This is a genomic window from Mesorhizobium sp. M7A.F.Ca.MR.176.00.0.0 (assembly GCF_004023165.1).
Classification (GTDB): Bacteria; Pseudomonadota; Alphaproteobacteria; order Rhizobiales; family Rhizobiaceae; genus Mesorhizobium.
This window is the reverse complement of sequence record NZ_RZTC01000050.1, coordinates 21,696-45,562: the sequence shown is the minus strand read 5'-3', so window position 1 is coordinate 45,562 and position 23,867 is coordinate 21,696. Positions and strand designations below refer to the sequence as shown.

Here is a 23,867-nt window from a genome sequence, read left to right as displayed (position 1 = left end):
CTGCCGTGCCGGGCGAAGCTGTCGAGCGCACGCAGCGCTTGTGTCGATGGTATACGCAAGGAACCTCAGGTGAACCGAATTTGCACGAACCGGGAAAACATATCACTTTTTAGCGACCCGCTTCACTGCTTTCTTCTCATGCCATGGAGAAACCGGTGGCCACCTCGGCGCAAGCAACCGCCCTTGCCTGTCTCGACGGCATCCAGCCGTTGTTGTCCGCGTGGACACGCACCATCTTCGATTACGGCGAGACCGCGTGGCGGGAGTATCAATCAGCCGCCTGGTATGTCGAGCGGCTGAAACTCGAAGGCTTTTCCGTCGAAGAAGGCTCCGCCGGCATGCCGACCGCCTTCTGCGCGCATTGGACCAACGGCCCCGGCCCGACCATCGGCATGTACGCCGAATACGACGCGGTGCCGGGCAATTGCCAGGATGCCGCTACGGTCGAGCGTCCGCGCCGGGGACTTGGCAACCAGGCCGGCGGCCACACCGACCCGCATTCCGGCCTCGGGATTTCGAGCCTCGGCGGGCTGCTGGCGACCAAGGCGGCGATGCAGCGCCATGGCATATCAGGCACGCTGCGCTTCACCGGCGAGCCGGCGGAAAAGGTGCGCGGGTCAAAGCCGATCCATGCCGCCAAGGGCTATTATGACGGCCTTGCCGGCATGATCTCCTTTCACCCGTTCTACATGCTGCCGCTCTGCAACACGGCGCGCTGGGACACACATTGCGGCGCGGCCTACGCGATGATCTATCGCTTCATCTGCGACCAACCGGAGCGCTGGGCGCTGGCTGCGGGTGCTGCACCCATTCCGCAAGCACATTCGGCGGCGCGCGCCCCCGGCGCCAACGACGCATTGATGATGATGTACATGGCCTCCAAGGCTCTGCGCGATTCCATGCTGCCGCACCAGGGCGGCTGGTCGATCAGCGAGGCGATCCTGACGGCGGGGCAAGCGACCGCCGACAATTTGCCGGCGGGACTGGCCGAGATCCAGTACATGATCCGCGTGCCGACGCTTGCCATGGCCGAGCAGGTCACCGCGGTGCTCGACCGCAATGCCGAGGCCGCTGCCAGCATGAGCGGCTGCCGCCATGAGCGGCATTGGGTGTCGAAGTCACGACCGGGACTTGCCAACCACGCCATGGCCGAGATCGCCTATGAAGCACTGTCGACGGCTGGGCCGCCGCGCTGGGACGAAGACGCCAAAGCAGTTGCCCGCGAAATACAGGTCAATGCCGGGCGCATGGCGAGCGACGAGCCGTTGATCGAAGAACTCGAGCGCTTGATCGAGCCGCAGGCGGCGGAAGCGATCCTGCGCCGCGATCTGCCGCCCTCGCAAGTCAATTCGACCTCCGACGATTACACCGACATGAGCTGGCATACGCCGACAGCGCGGTTCTATGTCGCCCGCCCGGCGCTGCGTTCGGAGACCGGCTACCCCTATCCGGCATGGGTGATGAATGCGCTGGGCGGCATTTCGGCGACGATCGACCCGATGGTCATCTGCGCGTCCAAGACGGTCGCGCTGGCGGCGCTCCGCCTGCTGGAAGACCAGACCGCCCGCGATGCGGCGATGAATGAATTCGTCGCCCGCACCGGCGGCGGAATCGGCGGTTCGAACTGGATCGCGCCGCTTTGCGACTACGACCCGCCGATCGGGTTTCGATGGCCAGAATATGTCACCACCCCGCGTGGACGCGACTGGTGGATACCGAGCAATCAGACACCCCAAGCCACCTCACGAGGAGCATCCCATGACCGTTCATGACCGCATTGTGGCCGAGCCGTTTTCGCTGCAGCGCCGCAACCCCGCCGGCGGCACCAAGCCGCTGACCGCCTGGGGTTTTGCAAACGAGACCGACGTGCTGACCGACGTCCTGCTTGGCTCACCCAATTTCCTGCGCCATCTGTCGACCAGTTCGCTGTCGCGAAAGCACCTGCGCGAGGCGCCCTGCAACGTCCAGATCGCCCAGGCCCAGCACAAGGACCTGGTCGCCGCCTACGAGCATTTCGGCGTCAACATCCACTGGCACGAGCCGACGCCTGAGCTGCCGATGCAGGTCTATTCCCGCGATTCCAGCGTCATGACGCCCTACGGCGCCTTCATCACCGCCATGGCCAACTGGTGGCGGCGCGGCGAGAACTATGCCGCGATCCGCACCTATGAAAAGCTCGGCATCCCGATCTACGACATGGTCACGGCAGGCACGTTCGAGGGCGGCGACTTCAACGTCATCGAGGACGGCGTCGTGCTGATCGGCTGCGGCGGCGCGCGTACGCAGGAAGAAGGCGCCCGCCAGGTGCAGGCATGGTTCGACAAGGAAGGTTGGGAAACCCGCATCGCCTTCATCGACGAGTATTATGTTCATATCGACCTGATGGTGGTGCCGATCGCCGAGAAACTGACCGCTGTCTGCCTCGCCTGCACCGAACCCGGCATTGTCGACTGGTTGAAGGGCAAGGGCCACGAGATCATCGACGTGCCGTTCCAGGATACGATGGCGCTGGGCTGCAACTTCATGTCGCTGGGCAGGGACCGGGTGATCGCGCCGACCTCCAGCCAGGCGCTGATCGGTCAGCTCAAGGCGCGCGGCTTCGAGGTCGCGGCCGTCGACATGAGCGAGATCTCGAAGACCGGCGGCGGCATCCACTGCATGGCGCAGGCGCTGAAGCGCGAACCGGCCTGAGGAGTGGGATAGCGCTACGCTGCTTCGCTCACATTCGCATCAGCATGATCGGCATCCTGGCGGCCGAGGGTGCAAGGTCGCGCGCGCAAAACGGCTGAGATCGCCGGCTGGCGGCACCATGTGCCCCGCTGGCGAGTCGCAACGCTGGCCGACGCGAAACTTGCGCGATAGCTAATATAAGCGCACAGTAAAAACGTCTTTTGGGAGAGGACAGCTCATCTGCAAATCGGGAGGAAACCATGAACACCATGAGCCTCACCACGCTTGAACGCGGAAAAACGACAATCGACGCCGCAGCCCTGGAAGCGTTTTCGGCACAATTGCGCGGCAAAATGCTGAGCGAAGGCGATGCCGCGTACGACGAAGCACGGACCGTCTGGAATGCCACGGTCGACCGGCTGCCCGGGCTGATCGTGTGCTGCGTCGGCGCTTCCGATGTCATCAGTGCCGTGAATTTCGCCAGGGAGAACAGGCTTCTCGTCTCCGTGCGCGGCGGCGGCCACAACATTGCCGGAAGTGCGGTCTGCGATGGTGGCCTGATGATTGATCTGTCATTGATGAAGTCGGTGCGGGTCGATGTCGCTGCGCGGCGGGCATGGGTCGGGCCTGGCGCGACGCTTGCCGATGTCGACAAGGAAACGCAGGCCTTCGGGCTGGTGGTGCCGACCGGAATCAACTCGACCACCGGCATATCCGGCCTGACGCTGGGTGGCGGCTTCGGCTGGATCACCCGCAAATTCGGCCTGACCATCGACAATCTTGCCTCCGCCGATGTGGTCACCGCCGACGGCAAATTGCTCCGGGCCAGCAAGACTGAAAATCCCGATTTATTCTGGGCGCTGCGCGGCGGCGGCGGCAATTTCGGCGTCGTCACGGCATTCGAGTTCCATCTCCATGAGTTTGGACCGCAAGTGCTGGCAGGGCTTGTCGTCCATCCCTTCGCCGATGCCGAAAAGGTGCTGCGGGAGTATCGCAAGGCGCTCGAAACCGCTCCTGACGAGTTGACCTGCTGGGTAGTCATGCGGCAGGCGCCGCCGCTGCCCTTCCTGCCCGCGGAATGGCATGGCAAGGAGGTTCTGGTTCTGGCCATGTGCTATTGCGGCGACATCGAGGCAGGCGAAAAGGCGACGCAAAAACTTCGAGCCATCGGCACGCCGATTGCCGATGTCGTGGGCCCCAGCCCGTTCACCGGCTGGCAGCAGGCATTCGACCCACTGCTCACGCCCGGCGCCCGCAACTACTGGAAGAGCCATGACTTCACCGAGTTTTCCGAGGAGGCGGCTGCGGTCGTCAGGGGGGCAATAGCCAAGCTGCCGGGGCCCGAATGCGAGATATTTATCGGCCATGTCGGCGGCGCGGCAGGTCGCGTCAAGGCGGATGCAACGGCGTTCCCACAGCGCAGTTCACATTTCGTCATGAACGTTCACGCCCGCTGGCGCGAACCGACGATGGACAAGGCTTGCACCGACTGGGCTCGTTCAATCTACGAGGCGGCCAAACCTTATGCCGCCGGCACCGCCTATGTGAACTTCATGCCGGAGGACGAGGTCGACCGGGTCGAAGCGGCCTATGGTGGCAATCATCGACGGCTTCTGGAAATCAAGCAGCGCTACGACCCATTGAACTTGTTCCGCATGAACCAGAATTTGCGTCCGAAAGAAAGCTTGCGAGCCGCATGAGGCGCGCCGAGCTGCAGTGATAACAAGTTCACGCCTCCGCTGGAGGCGCGGGCACATGCTGTTGGCGCCGGGCTGTATTCTCGGGCCGGCCCATCAGCAACAAACCCGCCACTGTGTCTTCACCGCCCTTGTGACCGCTGGAAAAATGGAGGAATAGTCTCCCGGAATGCATCGCCCTGAAATTGCCGGTTTGCGGTTCTCAGGTCGTGCAATTGCTAGCCGGATTCCGAATGGCCAGTCCCGAACCGCGCAAAAGAAGAGGTCCGATCGCCGCCCGGCTGCTGGCGCTCGATGCGTGGATCGATTCCTCGCTCTACGAGATCGGCTTCAAGGCGCGCCAGTTCTGGGAATTGGCGACGATCTTCTCGCGGCGCTTCCGCGTCAACGGCTGGCGCCGTGGCATCATCGAACTGTTGAGCGAAGGTTTCACGCTCGGCGCCGTCGGCATCGTGGTGATGCTGGCGCTGGCCATTCCGGCTTTCCAGGACACGGCTGGCGACTGGCGCGCCCAGGGCGACTTCGCCGTCACCTTCCTTGACCGCTATGGCAACGAGATCGGCCAGCGCGGCATCATCCAGCGCGATTCCGTGCCGGTCGACGAGATGCCCGATCACGTCATCAAGGCGGTGCTTGCCACCGAGGACCGTCGCTTCTTCGACCACTACGGCATCGATGTGCTCGGCCTTTCGCGCGCGATCTTCGAGAATGTGCGGGCGAACTCCGTCGTCCAGGGCGGCTCGAGCATCACCCAGCAGTTGGCCAAGAACCTGTTCCTCACCAATGAGCGCACGCTGGAGCGCAAGATCAAGGAAGCCTTCCTGTCGCTGTGGCTCGAGGCCAATCTGTCGAAGAAGGAGATCCTGCAGCTCTATCTCGACCGCGCCTATATGGGCGGCGGCACGTTCGGCATCGAGGCTGCCGCCGACTTCTATTTCGGCAAGAGCGTCAAGGACCTGAACCTGGCCGAGGCGGCGATGCTGGCCGGCCTGTTCAAGGCGCCGACCAAATATGCGCCGCACATCAACCTGCCGGCGGCGCGCGCGCGCGCCAATGTGGTGCTGTCCAACCTTGTCGATGCCGGCTTCATGACCGAAGGCCAGGTCCTGCAGGCCAGGCTGCATCCGGCCGATGTCGTCGACCGCGGCGAACAGAAAAGCCCTGACTATTACCTCGACTGGGCATTCGACGAGGTCAAGAAGATCGCCAAACCTGGCCAGCACTCGCTTCTCGCCCACACCACCTTCGATGCCAACATCCAGAAGGCGGCGGAAGAATCGGTGGAGTTCCACCTGCGCCAGTTCGGCAAGGAGTACAACGTCACCGAAGGTGCCGTCGTCGTCATCGAGACCAACGGCGCCGTGCGCGCCATCGTCGGCGGCCGCGACTATGGTGCCAGCCAGTTCAACCGCGCCACCAAGGCGCTGCGCCAGACCGGCTCGTCATTCAAGCCCTATGTCTACGCAACCGCGATGGAACACGGCTTCACCCCCAACTCCATCATTTCCGGCGGCCCGATCAGCTGGGGCAGCTGGTCGCCGCACAATTACAACGGCGGATCGGCCGGCAACGTCACGTTGATCATGGCAATGGCCAAGTCGATCAACACCGTGCCGGTGCGGCTGGCCAAGGATCATCTCGGCATCGGCCCGATCAAGGCCATGGCCGAGGCGATGGGCGTGGAATCGCCGATCGAAGCACATAAGACGATGGTGCTCGGCACCTCGAGCATGACGGTGATGGACCAGGCGACGGGCTACAGCGTGTTCGCCGACAACGGCTTCGTCGGCTCCCGGCACGGCATCAGCCAACTCGTCACCCGCACCGGCGAGGTGGTCTATGATTTCGCCAAGGACGCGCCGCCGCCCCACCGGGTGCTGTCCGAGCAGGCGCTCAAATCGATGAACACCATGCTGGCGGCAGTGCCGGTGATGGGTACGGCGCGGCGAGCCCAACTTCCCAACATCGTCGTCGCCGGCAAGACAGGCACCACGCAGTCCTACCGCGACGCCTGGTTTGTCGGCTTCACCGGCAACTACACGGCGGCGGTATGGATGGGCAATGACGACTTCACGCCGACCAAGAACATGACCGGTGGCTCACTGCCGGCGATGGTGTGGCAGCGACTGATGGTCTACGCGCACCAGAACATCGACCTCAAGCCGATCCCTGGCATCGACAAGCCCTTCGTCGATGAGGAGATCGCCGCCAAGGCCGAGGAAGCACAGAAGAAGAGCGACGATCAGGCGGCGGCCGATGCAGCCGCCGAACGGCCGCCGGTGCTGTCCAGCCGCACGACCCAGACGCTGCGGGACATGACCACGCTGTTCCATTCGGCGCCCGTCCTCAGTACGCCGCAACTGCCGGAGACGCTATCGGCGCTGTGATTGGCGCCGAGACAGTTGAGGGGTGATGGCCGGATCACCGCCATTGCCAAGCTGGAACACCCCTCATCCGACCGAGCTTCGCTCGGCCACCTTCTCCCGCAAGGGGAGAAGGGAGAGCCGTCTGCAATTCTACGTCGGCCCGCTTGCCACAAGGCCCCACGCCGCGATATCCCCGAGCGGCAACTCTTCGTGTTCCCGGCCCCTCATGCTCAAAACTGCCTTCCTGACGCTGCTTTCGCTTGCCATAGCCATCGTCGGCGGTGGCGGCAGCGTCTGGTATGCGCTGAAAATCCAGGATGGCGTCGGCGCCATCAGGATCGGCCAATGGACGGCCTTTCCCGATATCGGCACACCGGCCGCCGATCCCTATTCCAAGGCCCGCGTGGCGCGCGAGGGTGTGCTTGCGCTCGGCCGCGCCGAGGGGCTGTCCTTCGTCGCCGAGCGAGACGCGGCCGGCGCCGAGCTCAAGCGCGAATGCACCTACACAATCGAGGGTGATTTTCCGACGGCACGGTTCTGGACGCTTTATGCCGCCGACCAGTCGCTCGGCGTGGTCGAAACCGGCAAACCCCGGCTGGCGGCGCTGCAATCCTACGGGGTGGTGCGCCAGCCCGACAATTCGGTGATCATTTCAGCCGGCCATCACCCGATGCCGGGCAATTGGCTGCTGACAGACGGCTTCGGCAGGATGTATTTCGTGCTGACCTTCTACGACACGCCAATCGCCAGCAGCACCGGCCTGTCGGACGTCTCGCTGCCGCATATCGTCAAGGTCGGCTGCAATGCGTAGTTTTTACGCTGCGATGCGCGGACTTCTGCATGCCGTCCTGCTCGGTCTGCTCGGCGCCGGCATCGTGCACATCGCCGTGCTGCTGCTGGTGCCCGAGTTTTCCGAACGCGATGCCTGGTCGCGGCTGTCCATGGCGTCGGATCTGTACAAGATGACGCGGCTCGATGCCGAGGCCGGTGGCGCGCCCGTGGTGAAATCCGTCGACCCGCTGTTTTACGCGACGGCCTGCCGGTTCGATCTGGGCGAAGGCATGGTCCGCGTCAAGGCACCTGGGCATGTCCCGTTCTGGTCGGTGTCGGTCTATGACCGCAGCGGCCACAACATCTATTCCTTCAACGACCACACAGCGACCGGCGGCGTTCTGGATGCCGTCGTGCTGACGCCGGCGCAGATGATCGACGTGCGCAAGGATCTTCCAGAGGATCTTCAAGGAGCGATTTTCGTCGAAGCGCCGATCGAGGAAGGCATCTTCGTCATCCGCGCCTTCGTGCCCGACAGCAGCTGGAAGCCGATCGTGTCGCGCTTCTTCGAACAGAGTTCCTGCGAGTTGCAGGACTTCTAGAGCGTGTCGCGTCTGAACGGATTCAGGCGACCCGCTTTGGATCTTTGTTTTTATGCATGTCGTTCTCCCAAAACCGAGGTCACTTTTGGGCGACATGCACTAGACATGATCCCGGACCAAAGGTCCGTGGCCGCCGAAACTCAGTGGTGCGGGACCGGTTTTGGTCCAGGCGAACCCGGCTTGTCGGGATCGACCGGCCGCACTTCGCCGGCATGCGGCCGCTCGTAGCGGATGCCGGGAAAGATGATCACCGCTGCCGGCATTTCGGCGGTTTGCTTTACTCTGGTGTTTGGTGCCGTACGCGGCACGAAAGACAGTACCATGCCCATGGTTCGCGCATTCCTCTCGGTTTCCCCGGAGCACAACGCAACGCCTCCAAATGTCATTAAGGCCGGCAGAGGGTTAACGGAACGCTAACGGATCGTCGCTAACTTGAACTTTGTTCTTGGCACTCTCGGAACCGACACGGTCCCGGTCGAGCGTCGTCAAGGTTGTGTCGAGTACGGGCGTATCCTTCGTGTCATCTTCGGACTTCAGGCAAATCGCGGTGCGAAAAGACTCGGGAAAGGCCGAAAGGCTGTTCCGCGCCGCGGTGTCGGCATTCTGCTCGCTCACTCGCCCTTCACGCCGCGAGATCGGTCAACTCGAAGACCTGACGCTGCCGCTGTTCAATGACGTGTCCGTCGAATCTCGCCGTTACGTGGCAGCCGCCCTTTCCGAATGCGAATACGCCCCCGCCGCCCTGGTGCGCCGCCTTTGCGAGGAACCGGTCGACATTGCCGCGCCGCTGCTCATCCGCTCACGCGCCGTCAGCGACATCGATCTCATCGCGCTGATCGGGCGACATGGCCTGCCGCATGCGCGTGCCATCGCGCGCCGCAAGAGTTTGAACCCGACCATCGCTGATCTGATCAGGGCCCTCGAGAGGCCAACCCTGGTGCGCGCGCCGCAACCGGATGCGAATGCCGCCGCGGCAGACAAGATCGCGCCAGCGAGCACGGAAACCGCCTCTGACGAGCCCGCCCGGGAACAGGCACTCGGCATCGCGGCTGAGAATGCACGGCGCAGGCTGCGCTCGATGATGCGCACGGGCGACGAGGCGGCAGCGACGAACGCCGATCCTTTCAAGGGCGCCGACACCTATGTGAAATTGCGCGAGACAGCGCTGACGGGAAACGCCGCGTTCTTCCAGACCGCGCTCGCCGATGCACTCGACATCGATTTCGAGATCGCGCGATCGCTCACCGCCAACCAGAATTATGCCTCGCTGCTTGCCGCCTTGCGCTCGCTCGACCTCAGCGAAGACAGGGCCTTCCTGATCACGGTTGCCGTCTATCCCGGCCAGTTCCCGCATCCGCAGGCTATCCGCACCTTCCTCGACCGTTACCGGCTGCTGCATCGTGAAGCGGCCCAGGACAAGATGCGGTCGTGGAGAGCGGAAACCCTTTCAAGGGTGGTTCGCGGCGCAGCACCTGCCAACGGCGATACACGCACCGCCTTGAACAGCGACGATGCGGCGGCTTCGTCCGGCCTCAGGGCGTCTTCACGGAAATAAGCTCCTCGACGGGCACGGTGCCGGCCTCGATCTCGACCACCCAGATGTCGGGATCGAATTTTTTCTCCCTTTCCAGCCTGGCGTCGAGCACCACGGCATCGTCGCCTGCTCCGAGCAGAGTGAAAAACCGGTCGTCGGGCTTGGCCGAATCATAGCTTGTCTGCGGCGCCGGCCCGAACAGGGCAACCTCACCCAGCCTGCCCCGCGCCAGCACGAACACAGCGCCGGCCTCGGTCGCGCCGCGCTTGACCACGGCGGCAAATCCACCGGCGCTGAAAACCCGGCGCAACAGGGCCGAGACCCACAGATCCGATGTGACGCGCATGAGAGAGCTCCCGAAACTGCCGGTTCTCTATCGATATTTCCGCCGCTGGGCGAGCCGTCGTTTCAGCCGTCAGTTGGTCAGGCCGATCTCGCGCATCTTGACGTAGACGATCTCATCGGGCTCGCCGGTCTGCGGCAGCCCGAACAGCGACTGGAATTCCTTGATCGCCGCCTTGGTGCGCGCGCCGACGACACCATCCAGCTGCATGTCGTCATTGCCGAACGCCTTGAGCCCGGCCTGGATCTTGACGATGCGGGCATCGGGCGCTTGCGTCTCGGCATCCGCCTGCCCGGAATTTGTCTGTCCTGAACCTGTCTGCAAAGACACCGGAACGGCGGCCGGCATATCCGGGCGCGGCTGCGGCCTGGGTACGACGGAAGCGGTTTTCGGCGTCGCGCCCAGTTGATCGAGCAGAAGCGCATCGATCTCGCCGGACGCGTTGAGCCCGACCTTCTGCTGATAGTCCTGGATAGCCTTGCGGGTGTTGGGTCCGGAAATGCCGTCGACCGTTCCCGAATAGAAATCAAGATCCTTCAATATGCCTTGCACCTGCTCGACAACCGGATCGCCCTTGATCGGTGCCGGCGCGCCGGATGGCCGCACGATGTTGAACGTCGTTTCCGGCTCGTCGGGCGCCGCGTGCGGAAAGCCCGCAATGCTGCGGGTCGCGAAGAATGCGCCGGCATGCGGGAAAGGCTGGTACCACAAGGCATTCGCAGAGACGTAGAACAGCGTCACCAGGAATGCCGTCGAGCCGCCCACCAGGACAGGGTTGCGCGAGATCATTCCGCCGACGGCGACAGCGCCGTCCTGAAAGGCGTTGCTGCGGCGCTTGACCGCCTTAGCCTGTTTTGCGGAGCGAGCCATTTCTGTCCCCTTTCGCCATCGCTACAGGCATGGTCAGCACGCCGGCCTTCTCCGCCTGATGTCCCTTCGGTCCGTTCACCGGCAGGCTGATGGTCACCGTGGTGCCCTCGCCCGGCATGCTTTCGATGGACATCGTGCCTTCGTGCAGCGCCACAAGGCCCTTGACCAGTGAAAGGCCAAGACCAGTCCCCTCGAAACGGCGGGTATAGTCGTTCTGGATCTGCATGAAGGGCTTGCCGAGATTGGCGAAATCCTCCTCGGCGATGCCGATGCCGGTATCCCTGACCCAGAAATGCAGGCGCGAACCGATCCGCTTGGCACCGACGACGACGTCGCCGCCGTCGGGGGTGAACTTGATCGCATTGGAGACCAGGTTGATCAGCATCTGCTGCACCGCGCGCTGGTCGGCATTGATGTCGCCGGCGTCCGGCGCGATCTGCGCCCGCAGATCGATGTTCTTGGCCTGCGCCTGCAACTGCATCATCGACTGGCACATGTCGACCGCTTCCGCGAACCGGAACGGCTCCGGCTCGGTCGCATAAACGCCCGATTCAATCCTGGACACGTCGAGTATCGAGGTTACGACGGCGAGCAGATGCTGGCCCGAATCCCTCACCAGGCCGACATATTCCTTCTGGCGCGGATCCTTGAAGCCGCCGAACATCTCATGCAGCAGCATATCCGAGAAGCCGATGATGGCATTCAACGGCGTGCGCAGTTCGTGGCTGACCACCGCCAGGAAGCGGCCCTTCGCCACTTCGGCGGATGCGGCCGCCTCATTGGCCGCCGCGAGATCCTCGCGCAACCGGGCGATCTCGTCATTCTCGCGCAGGACGAGCGTAAAGACGTCACCCTGTTCCTCACCGCGCACCAGATCAAGCGAGAACGGGCGGTAATTGTCGGCCGTCAGGCTATTGCCGTTCTGAGGCAGGCGGATGCGCAATTCGAGCCGGCGCGACAGCGCACCGTCGCGCATGTCGGCCATTGCGCTGAGATAGGAAACGCGATCCGACAGATGGACGCGATCGAAGAGGCCGTTTCCAGACAGCAGTTCGGGCGGCAGTTTCAAAAGCGTGCGCGCTTTCGGCGACGCGTCCAAGACCTCGCCATGGCGGGCGACCCGCAAGACCACCGCATCGATGATTTCTTCGAGCCGGTCGGCAGTGTCGACCACAGCCGCGTCGGCCGTGTTTTGAAACGCCGATGCACGCGGCATCAGCGTAAGCGCCCACGCCAACGGCACCAGCCAGTGCCACGCCGCGATCTGCGCTCCTGCGAACGGAAATACGGTTCCAGCCAAAGGCTGAGCCAGGATGGCGACAGCGGCCGACACGGCTCCCCACAGTGCTGCACGTCGCGAGCCGCCGATCCACCAGGCTTCGAAAGGCAGCGCCAGGACAAGCATGGCGACAGGCGAACTCAGCCCGCCCGCGGCGGCAATGAGACTGCCGAGAGAAATGCCGGCCAGCATCAGGGCGAGCCCACTCGCCATCGCCATCTTGCCGGTCGCCGCCACCAGCAAGGCGACGAACCAGCACAGGCCAAAGGCGGCGAAGATGGCGGCCATGGTGACGGCAACGCCCATGCCTGAAGTGACCAGGGTGACCGCGGCGCCGGCGGCAAAGAAAGGAGCGGCGAGCATGACGCCGATGAAACGGCGCTGGCGCTCGCGGTCGCTCCGCCCAAGGATGGACGGATGGACCATACGTTCGCAACCGGCAGAAATCGCGCCAGGCAATTCAACGTATCTGGCCTTGATTGAACTCAACTCAACGCACTCGCACTTGTCGTGGACAGCTCTGCTTTGCAGATGGTTCTGGTTGGCTTTGAAACTGGCATCCAGCGTTTAAGGAATGGATAAGGCAAGGCCGACCAAGGCCCTGGCCTGCGGCAAATATCGGGATGCCGGCCGCCGAAAGCACGGGCAAATGCAGCCATAGTAAACGGAGAGTTATCCGGCGACGGCACCTATCGGACAGGCGCACACGGCACCCGGACTTGCACATTCCAAGAAAAATACAGGAAAATCATGGGGATGTATGGTTATTTGTTGTTAAGGAAAATCACTGGCAATTGAGACAAATCGATTGCAGAACGCTTCGTTTCGAATTTGCCTAAAATTTGAGGAAAATTCTCTCTTTGCCCGCAAGCCGTCCTTTGCGCCTGTGTGCCAAGATCCTGCCTACAAAAGAGGTCATGCCATATGGATGCATGATCCGGTCACGACGAGAGGGCAAGGGCATGGTCTTCCTCATAAGAATGGCTTTCTGGTTTTCGCTGGTACTGCTGGCGCTGCCGCTGGCTGTCGGCCCCGATGAATCGGGCCGCGAAAGCGTCGGGCCGATCCAGGCCTTGTTTGCGGCACGCGAAGCGGTTGGCGATATCGCCGGCATTTGCGAACGCAAACCCGATGTCTGCGAGACTGGCAAGTCGGCGATGCACACCATCACCGCCCGCGCCAAGGAGACCGCCAAGATCGCGGCAGCGATGATGGACGACAAGTCCGCCGCCGGCCCCGACACGTCGACGATGACTGGCAGCCTGCCCGAAGAAATCGTCTTGCCCGAGACCGTCAACCTGCCGCCTCAGAATTAAGCCGTTTCGACGGCGCACCGCGGGCTGTCTGCCCTCTCGACGCCCGCGGTGTCCTTGTTTTTTCCGTGACGCGGCGCCGCCGCGTGACTATATCCGGCATTATGACCACGACGATCCAGACGATCCGCGACGATTTTTCGTTCCTCGAGGAATGGGAAGACCGCTATCGCTATGTCATCGAACTCGGCGAGGCGCTGCCGCCATTTCCCGACGAGCAGCGCAGCGCCGCCAACAAGGTGCCGGGATGCGTCAGCCAGGTCTGGTTGACCACCGAACGCGGGGCTGGAGCCGACCCAGTCATCACCTTCACCGGCGATTCGGATGCTCATATCGTGCGTGGGCTGGTCGCGATCATGCTGGCGCTGTTTTCCGGCAGGACCGCCAGCGAAATCCAGCAGACCGATGCGGAAGCGACATTGAAAGAACTCGGCCTCGACGAACATCTGTCGCCGCAGCGCGCCAACGGCCTTCGCTCGATGGTCAAGCGTATCAAGCGCGACGCCGAGGCAGCGCTCAAGCAGACCGCCTGACACCTCCATACCGGATCCGCGCCTCGCGGCGCAAAAATCAAACGGCGCCCAAAGGCGCCGTTGATGTCGATCCGATCTGGCTTATTTTGACGCAATCCCCAAGGGAGAGCTCTATGCGCTTTCCCGGGAAAACCGTTTCACTTTTCCTTGAATTGCTCTGGCAGCGATTACCGCGCTTTGCGCTTGCGGCCGAGGCCCATCTTCTTGGCAAGCTGTGACCGGGCAGCCGCATAGTTGGGTGCAACCATCGGATAGGTCGGGTCAAGGTTCCACTTTTCGCGATACTGGTCCGGTGTCAGGTCATAGTGGGTCATCAAATGGCGCTTCAGCGACTTGAATTTCTTGCCGTCTTCAAGGCAGACGATGTAGTCGTCATGAACCGACCGCTTCGGGTTGACCGCCGGCTTCTGCTTGTCGGCAGGCGGCTGTTCGGCGGTTCCGCCCACACGCCCGAGCGCAGCATGGACATCGGATATCAGGTTCGGCAATTCGCCGACCGGCACGGGATTGTTACTGACATAGGCGGCCACCACATCGGCGGTCAATTCGATCAGCGCATCGCTGTTTCTGGAAGGTGTTTCGACAATATCCATGGTCTTCGGGCCCCAACAAGAGTTACATCGATCTGCGCCCTTTTTTACAAGCAGGGCATCGCACGAATTTTGTGCAGGTAGAGTTTCTACGATTCGTGTCGCGGGCACATCAATGAGCGCCCAGACCAAGTAAGTCAATTCGGCCCTTACGCTATATTGAACGATATTGATCAATTATTCCGCGATCAGCTTCAATCTTTCGTGCATTGTGTAATTTATCGATATTTCGCGCGCTCGTCGGCAACGGCTGACGCAACGTCAGCTCGCCGTTACATTCGCGGCATCTCACGGAATGGGTTTTAATGTTTGATTTTGCTTGGCTATCGTCGGGCAATATTGGTTGTTCATATTTGTCCACAAAACCACAGGTTGCCGTGGTCATACGCAAGCAATCAGGCGACATGCCTGTCATCCGGCGGATCGGCTGATTGCTGCCGGATCAATCAATGCGGCGTGATGTATTTGCCATACGCCCAGCCGGTGACGAATTTGCCGTTCTGGGCCGGATCATGCCAGACTTCGCACCAGCGAAAACGAATCTTTTGTTCCTCCTTCCATGCCGGCTGGTTGGCGATGTCGAGCAGGTTTATTCCGCCGGTGCATCGCCCGGTCATCTGCAGAACGGTCCCGTTCGGATATGCCGCCTGCTTCTGGGATGCGCCCGAAGGGTATTTGCGCACATTGAGCGTGTCGCCGAACGGCACATTGGCCACTTGCCAAGCCGCGAATACGGTCGCATGAGACTGGCCGGCAAAGGCCAGAGTTAGTGAAGCAACGGCGAAAGCCGCAGCAGTCCGAGACCAAATAGTCATCATCTCTCCTCCCGGCTCATCTCCTGGAGCCGACACAATCCATACGCTCCGGCTCTTGAACCTGCCCTGATCGGCGTGTTCATTCGCCGTTCAAGATATTCTCCATTCGAGATGGTCCATTCAAGATACTGGCCCATTGAAGATACTGGCAAAGCGAGACGCAATGACCAAGACATCCATATTTCCGATCGTCAGCCCGCCAACGCCCGAGAAGCGGCCGGTTTCCGACACGCATCATGGCATCACGCGAACCGACGACTATGCCTGGCTGCGGGCCGACAACTGGCAGGAAATGTTTCGCGACCCGTCATTGCTCGATACCGGGATCCGCGCAGAACTCGAGGCGGAGAATGCCTACCAGTCAAAGCTGATGGCCGACACGGTCGAACTGCAAAAGCAGCTTTTCAAGGAGATGAAGGGCCGTATCAAGGAAGACGATTCTTCCGTGCCGATGAAGGATGGGCCCTATGCCTATGGCTCGTCCTTCAAACTTGGTGGCGAGCAGCCGCGCTATTTCCGCATGCCGCGAGACGGCGGTGCCGAGCATATCCTGCTCGATGGTGACGCGGAGGCCGCGGGCAAGGCCTATTTCCGTCTTGGCGGCGTCGACCATTCGGCCGACCACGCAAGGCTGCTGTGGGCATTCGACGACAAGGGCTCCGAATTCTACACGCTTCGCGTGCGTGACCTTGCCGACGGCAGGGAACTTGCGGACCAGATCCCCGACACCGGCGGTTCAGGTGTCTGGAACGCCGGCAATGACGGCTTCTTCTATACACGTCTCGATCCCAACCACCGCCCGTCGAAGGTGCTGTTCCATGCGCTTGGCGACAGCCCGCAAAGCGACCGGCTGATCTATGAGGAAACCGATCCCGGCTTCTTCATGAATGTCGACGGCACCCGCAACAACGAGTGGATCATGATCGGCATCAACGATCACGAGACCTCGGAATACCGCCTGATGCGCGCCGACGATCCGTTTGCCGAACCGAAACTGGTGTCGCAGCGCGAGATTGGCCTTCAGTACGAGTTGGAAGAAGGCGGCGATATCTTCTTCATCCTGACCAATGCCGACGGCGCCAAGGACTTCAAGATCATGACGGCACCAGCGGGCGATCCCGTGCGCGCCAACTGGCAGGAACTGGTGCCGCACGAGCCCGGCCGGCTGATCCTGTCGGTGATCGGCTTCAGGGACCACATGGTTCGGCTCGAACGCAAGGAAGGCCTGCCGCGCATTGTGGTGCGCGACCGCACCAGCGGCGAGGAGCATCTTCTGTCCCTCGACGAGGAGGCCTTCTCGCTCGGCCTGTCGGGTTCCTATGAGTACGACACCGAGATCATGCGCTTTTCCTACTCGTCGATGACGACGCCGGCCCAGGTGTTCGACTACAATATGCGCACCCGCGAGCGGGTATTGCTGAAGACCCAGGAAGTGCCGTCCGGCCATGATGCGGACCACTATGTCACGCGGCGGCTGATGGCGCCGGCCAGCGATGGCGAACTGGTGCCGATCTCGCTTTTGCACCATCGCGACACGCCGCTGGACGGATCCGCACCTTGCCTGCTTTACGGCTACGGCTCCTATGGCATCACCGTGCCCGCCGCCTTCAACACCAACTGGTTCTCGCTGGTCGACCGTGGCTTCGTCTTCGCCATCGCCCACGTTCGCGGCGGCAAGGACAAGGGCTATGGCTGGTACGATGACGGCAAGCGGGAGCACAAGATGAACACGTTCACCGATTTCATCGCCGTCGCGCGCCATCTGGTGACGGAGCGTTACACGGCGCATGACCGTATCGTCGCCCAGGGCGGTTCGGCCGGCGGCATGCTGATGGGTGCCGTCGCCAACATGGCGCCGGATTGGTTTGGCGGCATCGTCGCCGAGGTTCCCTTCGTCGATGTCCTCACCACCATGCTCGATGCGACCCTGCCGCTGACGCCGCCGGAATGGCCCGAATGGGGCAACCCGATCGCGTCCGCCGACGACTACCGGACCATTGCCGCCTACTCGCCCTATGACAATGTCGCTGATCACGACTATCCGCCGATCCTGGCGCTGGCCGGTCTCACCGATCCGCGCGTCACCTATTGGGAACCGGCCAAATGGGTGGCCCGGCTGCGCGACCGCAAGAGCGGGGACAATCCGGTCCTGTTCAAGATCAACATGGATTCCGGCCATGCCGGTGCCTCCGGCCGGTTTTCGCGGCTGGAGGAGATCGCCTACACCTATTCCTTCGCGCTGAAGGTGATGGGTAAGGCGCAGCCTACGGGAGAAATCGACCGATGATCGATCTCGCTACACTGATTGCTTATGTCGCGGTTGTGCTCGGCTTCGTCTTCATCCCCGGCCCGGCCACGCTCCTTACCATAGCGCGGGCAACGAGTTCCGGAACCAAGGTTGGCATCGCGACCGGCGCCGGGATCGCTGTCGGCGACATCTTTCACACCGTCATGGCCATGATCGGCATATCGGCGATCATCGCCGCATCGGCGACGCTGTTCAGCGTCATAAAGTACATCGGCGCGGCCTACCTGGTTTATCTCGGCATTCGCGCGATCATGGAGAAAACACCAGGCGGCCCGGCTGCCGGCGCGCTTGCGATCTCTGCCGGGAAGGCGTTTCGACAGGCTGTCCTGACCGAAGTGCTCAACCCCAAGACCGCTCTGTTCTTCCTTGCCTTCCTGCCTCAGTTCGTGCGGCCTGAAAACGGGACGGTGATGCTTCAGATGACCGTGTTGGGGGCCATCTTCGTCGTACTGGGCCTTTTCAGCACGGTCGTCTTTGCCGTGAGCGCTGGCCGGCTCGGCACGTTCCTGCGCCGAAATCCGTCGGTGTTACGATGGCAGGGCAAAGTTGTCGGCGGCATCTACTGCGCTTTGGGCGTCCGTCTGGCGCTGCAGCAACGCTGACTCCAGACGATGATCGACGCGCCTTCCGAAGAGGCTGCGTGATCAGGGCTTTTTAGGTTCCCGTTGCTCATTTTCACTCGCAATTGCGATGACCGCGCGCTACCCAGTGCGCGGTTTTTCCCGGCCCGACAGCCTCCAATCGCGTAAAGGTCCATTATGCTGCTCGTCGACGTCTATCTCGACAAATCGCCTATCCAGGGAATCGGCGTCTTTGCCAAGAACCACATTCCTCGCGGCACTCTGATCTGGAAGCTGGACCCAAGGTTCGATCGGCTCATCGAGGTCGAGACTTATGAACGTGCGGCCGGTCCGGTGAAGAGCTATCTCGATCGCTACTCCTATCCCGACCGCCGCGATCCGAACTACATCGTCTTCGAAGCCGACGACGCGCGCTACATGAACCATGCCGACGAGCCGAACTGCGACGTCTCCTCACCGGAGGAGAGCTTTGCGCTGCGCGACATCGCCCCCGGCGAAGAGCTGACCTGCAACTACAACCATTTCTTCGAGACGGGTTTCGATTTTCTCGGCGACCGCCACCTGTCTGAAGACTCGGTCTAGTTTGCCGTCTTCTTGCGGGCCGGATAGCCGTTTGGATGCGCCGGTATCGCCTTCAGATAGGCGGCGATGGCCGCACGGTCCTGCGGCGTCAGTTCGGCCATGTTCCGTTGGACATCGACCATGGCGCCGCCGACCGAATCGAAATCGGGCGTGAAGCCGGTTTCGAGATAGTTGGCGATATCGGCCTCCGACCAGTCGGCGAGACCGCCCTCGCCCGATGTGATGTTCGGCACGATGCCATTGCCTTCGGCGGCCACGGCGCCCGCCAGCCACTCGTTCTTCTTCGTGCCGCCCGCAAGATCGCGCGGCGTGTGGCATTCGCCGCAATGGCCTGGCCCTTCGACCAGATAGCGGCCTGCCATCACCGGATCAGGCTTGCCTTCGGGGAAGGCAACAACCGGCTGATCGCTGAGATAGAGCAATTTCCACAGGCCGATGCCGCGGCGAATATTGAAGGGAAAACCGAGCGAATTGCCCGCTGCCTTGCCGGCGACGGCCGGCAACGTCTTCAAGAAGGCATAGAGATCGCCAATGTCAGCCGGATTCATGCGCGCGTAGGATGCATAGGGAAACGCCGGATAGAAATGCTCACCAGAAGGCGACACGCCCTTCAGCATGGCATTGGCGAGGTCCTCGACAGACCATGCGCCGATACCCTCCCTGGGATCTTGCGAAATGTTGGGCGGCACGAAGGTTCCGAACGGCGTCTTGAGTTCAAGGCCACCCACGAGTTGAAGCCGGGCGTCGCCCTGTGAGCCCGGCTTTGCATGGCAGGATGTGCAACCGCCGGCATAAAAGATGCGCTTGCCCCTGGCTGCGTCGCCAGGACCGAGCTTGGCCAGGGTTTCCCTGTCGAGCCTCACCGGCGCCGACAGGACCCACCCGGCAACCGCGCCGACGCCGCCCAGAATGACGACGGCGCCGACAAGTTTCTTCAGCCATGCCATGGCTGGTGATCAGCCCTTCTTGATTCTGTAGCCTTGATGGCAGGTGCCGCAATCCGAGCCGATAGCGCCGACTTGCGCCTTCAGCGCGTCGGCATCGGCGGGAGCCGCAGCGACCGCGGCCTTCACGTCTGCGAGATATTTGTCCTCGGCTGCGTTGAATCCAGCCATGTCTTGCCAGATCTTCGGCGAGGCCGTGGTGTCGCCGGTGTCGCTACCGGCCGGAAACAGCGCATCGGCATCGAATTTTTCCGCATTCGCCTGCAACGCCTGAAGTTGCGTCAGCACAGCCGCGGCATCAAAGGGCTCCTCGCCCTTGACAACTTTCGACAGGCCGCCGACGATCTTTCCACGTTCCTTCATCAGTGCCTGCCGGTCGAGGACCGGGTCGGCAAAAGCCGCCGAGGCCGCGAGTGCGAGCATAGAGATGGCGATAACAAGCTTTCTCATTCAATTGGCTCCATGATGAAGGCATTTCGGGACAGGACGTTAACGGATGCCGTAGGAGGAAAATTCCCTCCCCGGACGACTTTTGCCAGATCTTTGCTTTTTATGGGACACTGAAAAAGAAAAGCCCCGGGTGATACCGGGGCTTCCTGGAAATCGATCACTTCGCCTTTTCGTACAATTCAAGGACATGGTCCCAGTTGATCAGGCTGTCGACGAACGCCTCGAGATATTTCGGCCGGGCGTTGCGATAGTCGATGTAATAGGAATGCTCCCAGACATCGACCCCGAGGATCGGCGACGCGCCATGGACGAGCGGGTTCTCGCCGTTCGGCGTCTTCGAGATCGCCAGCTTGCCATCCTTGACGGAAACCCAGGCCCAGCCGGAACCGAACTGGGTCGTGCCGGCGGCAATGAAGTCGGCCTTGAACTTGTCATAGCCACCGAGATCGCTATCAACTGCCTTCTGCAAGGCGCCCGGCAGCTTGTTGCCGCCGCCGCCTTTCTTCATCCACTTCCAGAAGTGGATATGGTTGTAGTGCTGGGCGGCATTGTTGAAGAGGCCGGCATTCTTGCCGAACGACTGCTTGACCACCTCTTCGACCGACAGATCACCCAAGCCTGCCTCGGCGGCGAGCTTGTTTCCGTTATCGACATACGCCTTGTGGTGCTTGTCGTGGTGATATTCCAGCGTCTCTTTCGACATGTAAGGCTGCAAGGCCTCATAGTCGTAAGGCAGAGCGGGCAATTCAAAGGCCATGGATAGTACTCCCTCGTGGAAAAATCCGGTGTCGATACCGGAGTAAGATAGGTCTGGAATGGATTGGGACAACTCCGGATGAAGCGTCGGTCGCCTTTTTATCCGCTCAAGCAGCGGAAGTCGAATGCGCCCAATCCCAATAGAGTTCGCGCGCCTTTTTGGCCAACGGCCCGGGTTGCAGATTGCGATCCTCGATACGCGTGACCGGCACGACCTTGGAATGGTTCCCGGTCGAAAAAATCTCGTCCGCTTCGAGGAAATCGCGCACCGACAGCGTCTTTTCCGTGGTCTTGAACCCATACTCGCCAAGCAGCGTTATCGTGCGCGAGCGGGTGATGCCGGACAGGAAGGTGCCGTTCGGCGCCGGTGTGAAGACATGACCGTCCTTGACCAGGAAGATGTTCGAGGTCCCGGTCTCGGCGACGTTGCCCAGCATGTCGAGCACCATTGCGTTGTCGAAGCCGCGCATCTTGGCTTCGAGAATGGCACGGCCATTGTTGGGGTAGAGGCAGCCGGCCTTGGCGTTGGTCGGCATGGTTTCGATGGTCGGACGCCGGAACGGCGACACGGTCACCGAAAAGCCAGTCGCCGGAATCATCGGCGATTCATAGAGGCAAAGGCAAAAGCGGGTAGACGCCGGATCGGCCGGGACGCCCATATAGCCGCCATGCTCGGCCCAGTACATCGGCCTGATATAGACCGCCGTCTTGCCGTCGAACTTCTTCAACCCGTCCCATGTCAGCCCGACGATCTTGTCGGCGCTCATGTTCGGCTTCAGGCCGAGTGCGATCGCCGAAGAATTCACCCTGGCGGCATGGAGGTCGAGATCCGGCGCCACGCCTTCGAACCAGCGGCCACCGTCGAACACGCTGGTGCCGAGCCACATGGCGTGGCTGCGCGGCCCCAGAATGGCGACGTTGCCCTCGTGCCAATCACCATCGACGAAAGTCCATGTCGCGGATTGCGCCGCAGCCGCCAGTGTCATCGTGTGGTCCCGCCTCAATCGGTCTCGTGTGACGGCCATTGGAAGATGCTTTGGCGGGCGCCGTCAACCGGCATCATGGAGTTTTGTTGAGGCCAGTGCCGGGGCGCAATGCAATCAAAGCTTGCACCTTGTCGCACCTGCCCTCAAAACTGTTGTCATGCAATACGCCGCCTATGTCTTCGACGCCTATGGCACGCTGTTCGACGTGCATGCCGCCGTGCGTCGTCATGCCGACCGGATCGGGCCGGACGGCCAATTGTTGTCCGAGATCTGGCGCGCCAAGCAGCTCGAATATTCCTGGGTGCGCACGCTGATGGGCGCCTATGCCGATTTCTGGCAACTGACCGAACAGGCGCTCGATTTCGCCTTGCGCAAAGTTCCCTCGGCCGACCCCGGTCTCAAGGCGATATTGCTGGATGCCTACTGGCGGCTGGATTGCTATCCGGAAGTGCCGGCCGTGCTCAAGGCGCTCAAGGCTTCGGGAGCGAGGCTGGCGATCCTGTCCAACGGCTCGCCCGAAATGCTGCAGGCGGCGGTCAAGTCCGCCGCGCTCGACCAGGTTCTGGATGACATCTATTCCGTCGATAGGGTGCGGCGCTTCAAGACCGACCCGGCGGTCTACGATATGGTCGCCACCGGCTGGCGCCTCTACCCCGGCGCGGTTTCCTTCCAGTCGTCCAATCGCTGGGACATTGCAGGCGCCACCAAATTCGGTTTTCGCACGGTGTGGATCAACCGCTCCAACCAGCCCGAAGAATACCGGGATTTCCCACCGGCCCTTATCCTGCCGTCGCTCGAAGCCCTTGTGCCCGGCAGCTAGGAAACCTGTGTCTCTGGCGCCACAGTAGCAGCCTGGTCACAGCTTCGCCTTTGTTTGCCCACGTTCGGGCCAGAATCGGAACCGCCTATCGCCCCAGGTGTTGTCAGGCACCCGCGCAACTGTCGGCGAATTCACGTTTTGTTGCGATTTGAGACTTAAAGAAGGCAACCATGTCCATTACCGAAATCGAATCTTTTCGCCTGAGCCGTCGCGGCTTTCTCAACGCCGCAGCCTTGGGCGCCGCTTCGATCGCGGTTTCCGCATGCGCTACCACCGGGCCGGGTCCGGTCGAGCCGCCGCCACCAACCTATGTCGAGCCGCCTCTGGCCGATTATGTGACGATGTACGCCGCTGTCAGCGACGGCGGCTTCGACTTGCCGGCCATCCCCGTCGACAAGATCGATCCGCAGTTCCTGCGTCAGATCGTTCCCGACCCGACGGGACAGAAGCCGGGAACCATAGTCGTCGATACCACCGGCCACTTCCTTTATCTGGTTCGTCCAGGCGGTCAGGCGATACGCTACGGCGTCGGCCTTGGCCGCGCCGGCTTCGAATGGTCCGGCGACGCCGTCGTTCAGTGGAAGCAGAAATGGCCGAAGTGGACGCCGCCGGATGAAATGATCGCCCGTCAGCCGGAATTGAAGCCCTATAGCGCCGACAATGGCGGCATGCCCGGCGGCCTGAAGAACCCGCTCGGCGCACGCGCGCTCTATCTGTTCCAGGGCAATGTCGACACGCTCTATCGTCTGCACGGCTCGCCTGAGTGGCGGTCGATCGGCAAGTCGGTCTCGTCAGGCTGCGTGCGTCTGATGAACCAGGACATTATCGACCTCTATGATCGCGTGCCCTCGAAGACTCCGGTCGTCGTGACCAGCGACGCCAGCCAACCCATGGTGGCGACGGCCAACCGACAGGCGATCCCGATCGACGCCGGCGTGCCGGACGGATCGGTGCTGCTTGGACCGGTCAAGGCGATCACCAATTCGATCTTCTGATCTGCGGGGGCGTGACGAGGTTTGCCCCATGAGGAGCTTTAGCTGTTCCTCAGCGGGCGCCA

The 23,867-nt window shown here is 61.9% G+C and carries 24 protein-coding genes; 14 read left to right on the top strand and 10 right to left on the bottom strand.

Translation table 11 applies throughout. The features are described 5' to 3' along the window. Positions 1-143: 143 nt before the first annotated feature. From EOB59_RS18125 to EOB59_RS18100, 6 genes are all read left to right on the top strand, one after another. Positions 144-1,772, top strand: a complete 1,629-nt coding sequence (locus EOB59_RS18125) for an amidohydrolase (protein WP_127810928.1) — start codon at positions 144-146, stop codon at positions 1,770-1,772. Continuing rightward, positions 1,759-2,691, top strand: coding sequence for a dimethylarginine dimethylaminohydrolase family protein (locus EOB59_RS18120; protein ID WP_127267591.1), 933 nt, complete (start codon positions 1,759-1,761; stop codon positions 2,689-2,691). Before EOB59_RS18125 ends, EOB59_RS18120 begins: the two co-directional genes overlap by 14 nt. A 239-nt stretch (positions 2,692-2,930) precedes the next feature. Further along, positions 2,931-4,370, top strand: a complete 1,440-nt coding sequence (locus EOB59_RS18115; RefSeq protein ID WP_127810929.1) for an FAD-binding oxidoreductase — start codon at positions 2,931-2,933, stop codon at positions 4,368-4,370. Positions 4,371-4,600: 230 nt separating this feature from the next. Beyond that, entirely contained in the window at positions 4,601-6,754 is a 2,154-nt protein-coding gene (locus EOB59_RS18110; RefSeq protein ID WP_127810930.1) for a penicillin-binding protein 1A, read from the top strand. Between the two features lie 205 nt (positions 6,755-6,959). Beyond that, positions 6,960-7,544, top strand: coding sequence for a DUF1214 domain-containing protein (locus tag EOB59_RS18105; RefSeq protein WP_127321659.1), 585 nt, complete (start codon positions 6,960-6,962; stop codon positions 7,542-7,544). Next, complete coding sequence (locus EOB59_RS18100) at positions 7,537-8,106, top strand: DUF1254 domain-containing protein (protein ID WP_127271883.1); 570 nt, start codon at positions 7,537-7,539, stop codon at positions 8,104-8,106. The genes EOB59_RS18105 and EOB59_RS18100 overlap by 8 nt, the downstream gene beginning before the upstream one ends. Positions 8,107-8,246: 140 nt before the next feature. Here the strand turns inward: EOB59_RS18100 and EOB59_RS18095 are convergent, their stop codons facing one another. Continuing rightward, positions 8,247-8,435, bottom strand: a complete 189-nt coding sequence (locus EOB59_RS18095) for a hypothetical protein (protein ID WP_127272037.1) — start codon at positions 8,433-8,435, stop codon at positions 8,247-8,249. A gap of 188 nt (positions 8,436-8,623) precedes the next feature. Between EOB59_RS18095 and EOB59_RS18090 the strand changes: the two genes are divergently transcribed. After that, positions 8,624-9,661 (top strand): hypothetical protein, encoded by a 1,038-nt coding sequence (locus tag EOB59_RS18090; RefSeq protein ID WP_128288925.1) that lies wholly within the window; start codon positions 8,624-8,626, stop codon positions 9,659-9,661. Here EOB59_RS18090 and EOB59_RS18085 read toward each other — a convergent pair. The 3 genes from EOB59_RS18085 to EOB59_RS18075 all read right to left on the bottom strand — a co-directional run bounded on the left by EOB59_RS18085 (position 9,639) and on the right by EOB59_RS18075 (position 12,558). Next, complete coding sequence (locus EOB59_RS18085; RefSeq protein ID WP_127810932.1) at positions 9,639-9,986, bottom strand: DUF1491 family protein; 348 nt, start codon at positions 9,984-9,986, stop codon at positions 9,639-9,641. The two genes, EOB59_RS18090 and EOB59_RS18085, sit on opposite strands and share 23 nt — an antisense overlap. 69 nt (positions 9,987-10,055) lie before the next feature. Then, on the bottom strand, positions 10,056-10,853 hold the full coding sequence (locus tag EOB59_RS18080) for a peptidoglycan-binding protein (protein ID WP_127268164.1): 798 nt from the start codon (positions 10,851-10,853) through the stop codon (positions 10,056-10,058). Next, positions 10,828-12,558 carry a PAS domain-containing sensor histidine kinase gene (locus EOB59_RS18075; protein WP_127810933.1) on the bottom strand — a complete coding sequence of 577 codons (1,731 nt, stop codon included), beginning with the start codon at positions 12,556-12,558 and terminating at the stop codon, positions 10,828-10,830. The genes EOB59_RS18080 and EOB59_RS18075 overlap by 26 nt, the downstream gene beginning before the upstream one ends. Before the next feature lie 536 nt (positions 12,559-13,094). On the opposite strand from EOB59_RS18075, the gene EOB59_RS18070 reads away from it, so the two are divergent. Together EOB59_RS18070 and EOB59_RS18065 are read left to right on the top strand one after the other, a co-directional pair. Then, positions 13,095-13,448: a DUF5330 domain-containing protein gene (locus tag EOB59_RS18070; RefSeq protein WP_027035810.1), complete on the top strand. Its 354-nt coding sequence runs from the start codon at positions 13,095-13,097 to the stop codon at positions 13,446-13,448. A 101-nt stretch (positions 13,449-13,549) separates the two neighbouring features. After that, positions 13,550-13,978 carry a SufE family protein gene (locus tag EOB59_RS18065; RefSeq protein WP_127292519.1) on the top strand — a complete coding sequence of 143 codons (429 nt, stop codon included), beginning with the start codon at positions 13,550-13,552 and terminating at the stop codon, positions 13,976-13,978. A 167-nt stretch (positions 13,979-14,145) separates the two neighbouring features. Here the strand turns inward: EOB59_RS18065 and EOB59_RS18060 are convergent, their stop codons facing one another. Together EOB59_RS18060 and EOB59_RS18055 are read right to left on the bottom strand one after the other, a co-directional pair. Further along, positions 14,146-14,571: a MucR family transcriptional regulator gene (locus EOB59_RS18060; protein ID WP_013532660.1), complete on the bottom strand. Its 426-nt coding sequence runs from the start codon at positions 14,569-14,571 to the stop codon at positions 14,146-14,148. 443 nt (positions 14,572-15,014) lie between these two features. Beyond that, complete coding sequence (locus EOB59_RS18055) at positions 15,015-15,383, bottom strand: SH3 domain-containing protein (RefSeq protein ID WP_128288928.1); 369 nt, start codon at positions 15,381-15,383, stop codon at positions 15,015-15,017. 163 nt (positions 15,384-15,546) lie between these two features. Between EOB59_RS18055 and EOB59_RS18050 the strand changes: the two genes are divergently transcribed. From EOB59_RS18050 to EOB59_RS18040, 3 genes are all read left to right on the top strand, one after another. Then, positions 15,547-17,670: a S9 family peptidase gene (locus EOB59_RS18050; protein WP_128288924.1), complete on the top strand. Its 2,124-nt coding sequence runs from the start codon at positions 15,547-15,549 to the stop codon at positions 17,668-17,670. Further along, positions 17,667-18,293, top strand: coding sequence for a LysE family translocator (locus tag EOB59_RS18045; RefSeq protein ID WP_127269948.1), 627 nt, complete (start codon positions 17,667-17,669; stop codon positions 18,291-18,293). Before EOB59_RS18050 ends, EOB59_RS18045 begins: the two co-directional genes overlap by 4 nt. A gap of 156 nt (positions 18,294-18,449) precedes the next feature. Then, positions 18,450-18,854 (top strand): SET domain-containing protein-lysine N-methyltransferase, encoded by a 405-nt coding sequence (locus EOB59_RS18040; protein WP_127321379.1) that lies wholly within the window; start codon positions 18,450-18,452, stop codon positions 18,852-18,854. Here the strand turns inward: EOB59_RS18040 and EOB59_RS18035 are convergent. From EOB59_RS18035 to EOB59_RS18020, 4 genes are all read right to left on the bottom strand, one after another. After that, positions 18,851-19,801, bottom strand: coding sequence for a cytochrome c (locus EOB59_RS18035; protein ID WP_128288923.1), 951 nt, complete (start codon positions 19,799-19,801; stop codon positions 18,851-18,853). The two genes, EOB59_RS18040 and EOB59_RS18035, sit on opposite strands and share 4 nt — an antisense overlap. A gap of 9 nt (positions 19,802-19,810) precedes the next feature. Beyond that, positions 19,811-20,248 carry a cytochrome c gene (locus EOB59_RS18030; protein WP_127269954.1) on the bottom strand — a complete coding sequence of 146 codons (438 nt, stop codon included), beginning with the start codon at positions 20,246-20,248 and terminating at the stop codon, positions 19,811-19,813. A 157-nt stretch (positions 20,249-20,405) separates the two neighbouring features. Continuing rightward, entirely contained in the window at positions 20,406-21,005 is a 600-nt protein-coding gene (locus EOB59_RS18025; protein WP_013532667.1) for a superoxide dismutase, read from the bottom strand. A 106-nt stretch (positions 21,006-21,111) separates the two neighbouring features. Beyond that, positions 21,112-21,990 carry a branched-chain amino acid aminotransferase gene (locus tag EOB59_RS18020; RefSeq protein ID WP_128288922.1) on the bottom strand — a complete coding sequence of 293 codons (879 nt, stop codon included), beginning with the start codon at positions 21,988-21,990 and terminating at the stop codon, positions 21,112-21,114. A gap of 157 nt (positions 21,991-22,147) precedes the next feature. On the opposite strand from EOB59_RS18020, the gene EOB59_RS18015 reads away from it, so the two are divergent. Both EOB59_RS18015 and EOB59_RS18010 read left to right on the top strand, forming a co-directional pair. After that, positions 22,148-22,810, top strand: a complete 663-nt coding sequence (locus EOB59_RS18015) for a haloacid dehalogenase type II (RefSeq protein WP_027035819.1) — start codon at positions 22,148-22,150, stop codon at positions 22,808-22,810. Positions 22,811-22,980: 170 nt separating this feature from the next. After that, entirely contained in the window at positions 22,981-23,805 is an 825-nt protein-coding gene (locus tag EOB59_RS18010; RefSeq protein WP_127269960.1) for a L,D-transpeptidase, read from the top strand. Positions 23,806-23,867: the final 62 nt, after the last annotated feature.

Bases quoted from the DNA above. Each gene is read 5' to 3' on its own strand.
- EOB59_RS18125 (WP_127810928.1), top strand. From the start codon at position 144: ATGGAGAAACCGGTGGCCACCTCGGCGCAAGCAACCGCCCTTGCCTGT.
- EOB59_RS18120 (WP_127267591.1), top strand. From the start codon at position 1,759: ATGACCGTTCATGACCGCATTGTGGCCGAGCCGTTTTCGCTGCAGCGC.
- EOB59_RS18115 (WP_127810929.1), top strand. From the start codon at position 2,931: ATGAACACCATGAGCCTCACCACGCTTGAACGCGGAAAAACGACAATC.
- EOB59_RS18110 (WP_127810930.1), top strand. From the start codon at position 4,601: ATGGCCAGTCCCGAACCGCGCAAAAGAAGAGGTCCGATCGCCGCCCGG.
- EOB59_RS18105 (WP_127321659.1), top strand. From the start codon at position 6,960: ATGCTCAAAACTGCCTTCCTGACGCTGCTTTCGCTTGCCATAGCCATC.
- EOB59_RS18100 (WP_127271883.1), top strand. From the start codon at position 7,537: ATGCGTAGTTTTTACGCTGCGATGCGCGGACTTCTGCATGCCGTCCTG.
- EOB59_RS18095 (WP_127272037.1), bottom strand. From the start codon at position 8,435: ATGGGCATGGTACTGTCTTTCGTGCCGCGTACGGCACCAAACACCAGA.
- EOB59_RS18085 (WP_127810932.1), bottom strand. From the start codon at position 9,986: ATGCGCGTCACATCGGATCTGTGGGTCTCGGCCCTGTTGCGCCGGGTT.
- EOB59_RS18080 (WP_127268164.1), bottom strand. From the start codon at position 10,853: ATGGCTCGCTCCGCAAAACAGGCTAAGGCGGTCAAGCGCCGCAGCAAC.
- EOB59_RS18075 (WP_127810933.1), bottom strand. From the start codon at position 12,558: ATGGTCCATCCGTCCATCCTTGGGCGGAGCGACCGCGAGCGCCAGCGC.
- EOB59_RS18070 (WP_027035810.1), top strand. From the start codon at position 13,095: ATGGTCTTCCTCATAAGAATGGCTTTCTGGTTTTCGCTGGTACTGCTG.
- EOB59_RS18065 (WP_127292519.1), top strand. From the start codon at position 13,550: ATGACCACGACGATCCAGACGATCCGCGACGATTTTTCGTTCCTCGAG.
- EOB59_RS18060 (WP_013532660.1), bottom strand. From the start codon at position 14,571: ATGGATATTGTCGAAACACCTTCCAGAAACAGCGATGCGCTGATCGAA.
- EOB59_RS18055 (WP_128288928.1), bottom strand. From the start codon at position 15,383: ATGACTATTTGGTCTCGGACTGCTGCGGCTTTCGCCGTTGCTTCACTA.
- EOB59_RS18050 (WP_128288924.1), top strand. From the start codon at position 15,547: ATGACCAAGACATCCATATTTCCGATCGTCAGCCCGCCAACGCCCGAG.
- EOB59_RS18045 (WP_127269948.1), top strand. From the start codon at position 17,667: ATGATCGATCTCGCTACACTGATTGCTTATGTCGCGGTTGTGCTCGGC.
- EOB59_RS18040 (WP_127321379.1), top strand. From the start codon at position 18,450: ATGCTGCTCGTCGACGTCTATCTCGACAAATCGCCTATCCAGGGAATC.
- EOB59_RS18035 (WP_128288923.1), bottom strand. From the start codon at position 19,801: ATGGCATGGCTGAAGAAACTTGTCGGCGCCGTCGTCATTCTGGGCGGC.
- EOB59_RS18030 (WP_127269954.1), bottom strand. From the start codon at position 20,248: ATGAGAAAGCTTGTTATCGCCATCTCTATGCTCGCACTCGCGGCCTCG.
- EOB59_RS18025 (WP_013532667.1), bottom strand. From the start codon at position 21,005: ATGGCCTTTGAATTGCCCGCTCTGCCTTACGACTATGAGGCCTTGCAG.
- EOB59_RS18020 (WP_128288922.1), bottom strand. From the start codon at position 21,990: ATGACACTGGCGGCTGCGGCGCAATCCGCGACATGGACTTTCGTCGAT.
- EOB59_RS18015 (WP_027035819.1), top strand. From the start codon at position 22,148: ATGCAATACGCCGCCTATGTCTTCGACGCCTATGGCACGCTGTTCGAC.
- EOB59_RS18010 (WP_127269960.1), top strand. From the start codon at position 22,981: ATGTCCATTACCGAAATCGAATCTTTTCGCCTGAGCCGTCGCGGCTTT.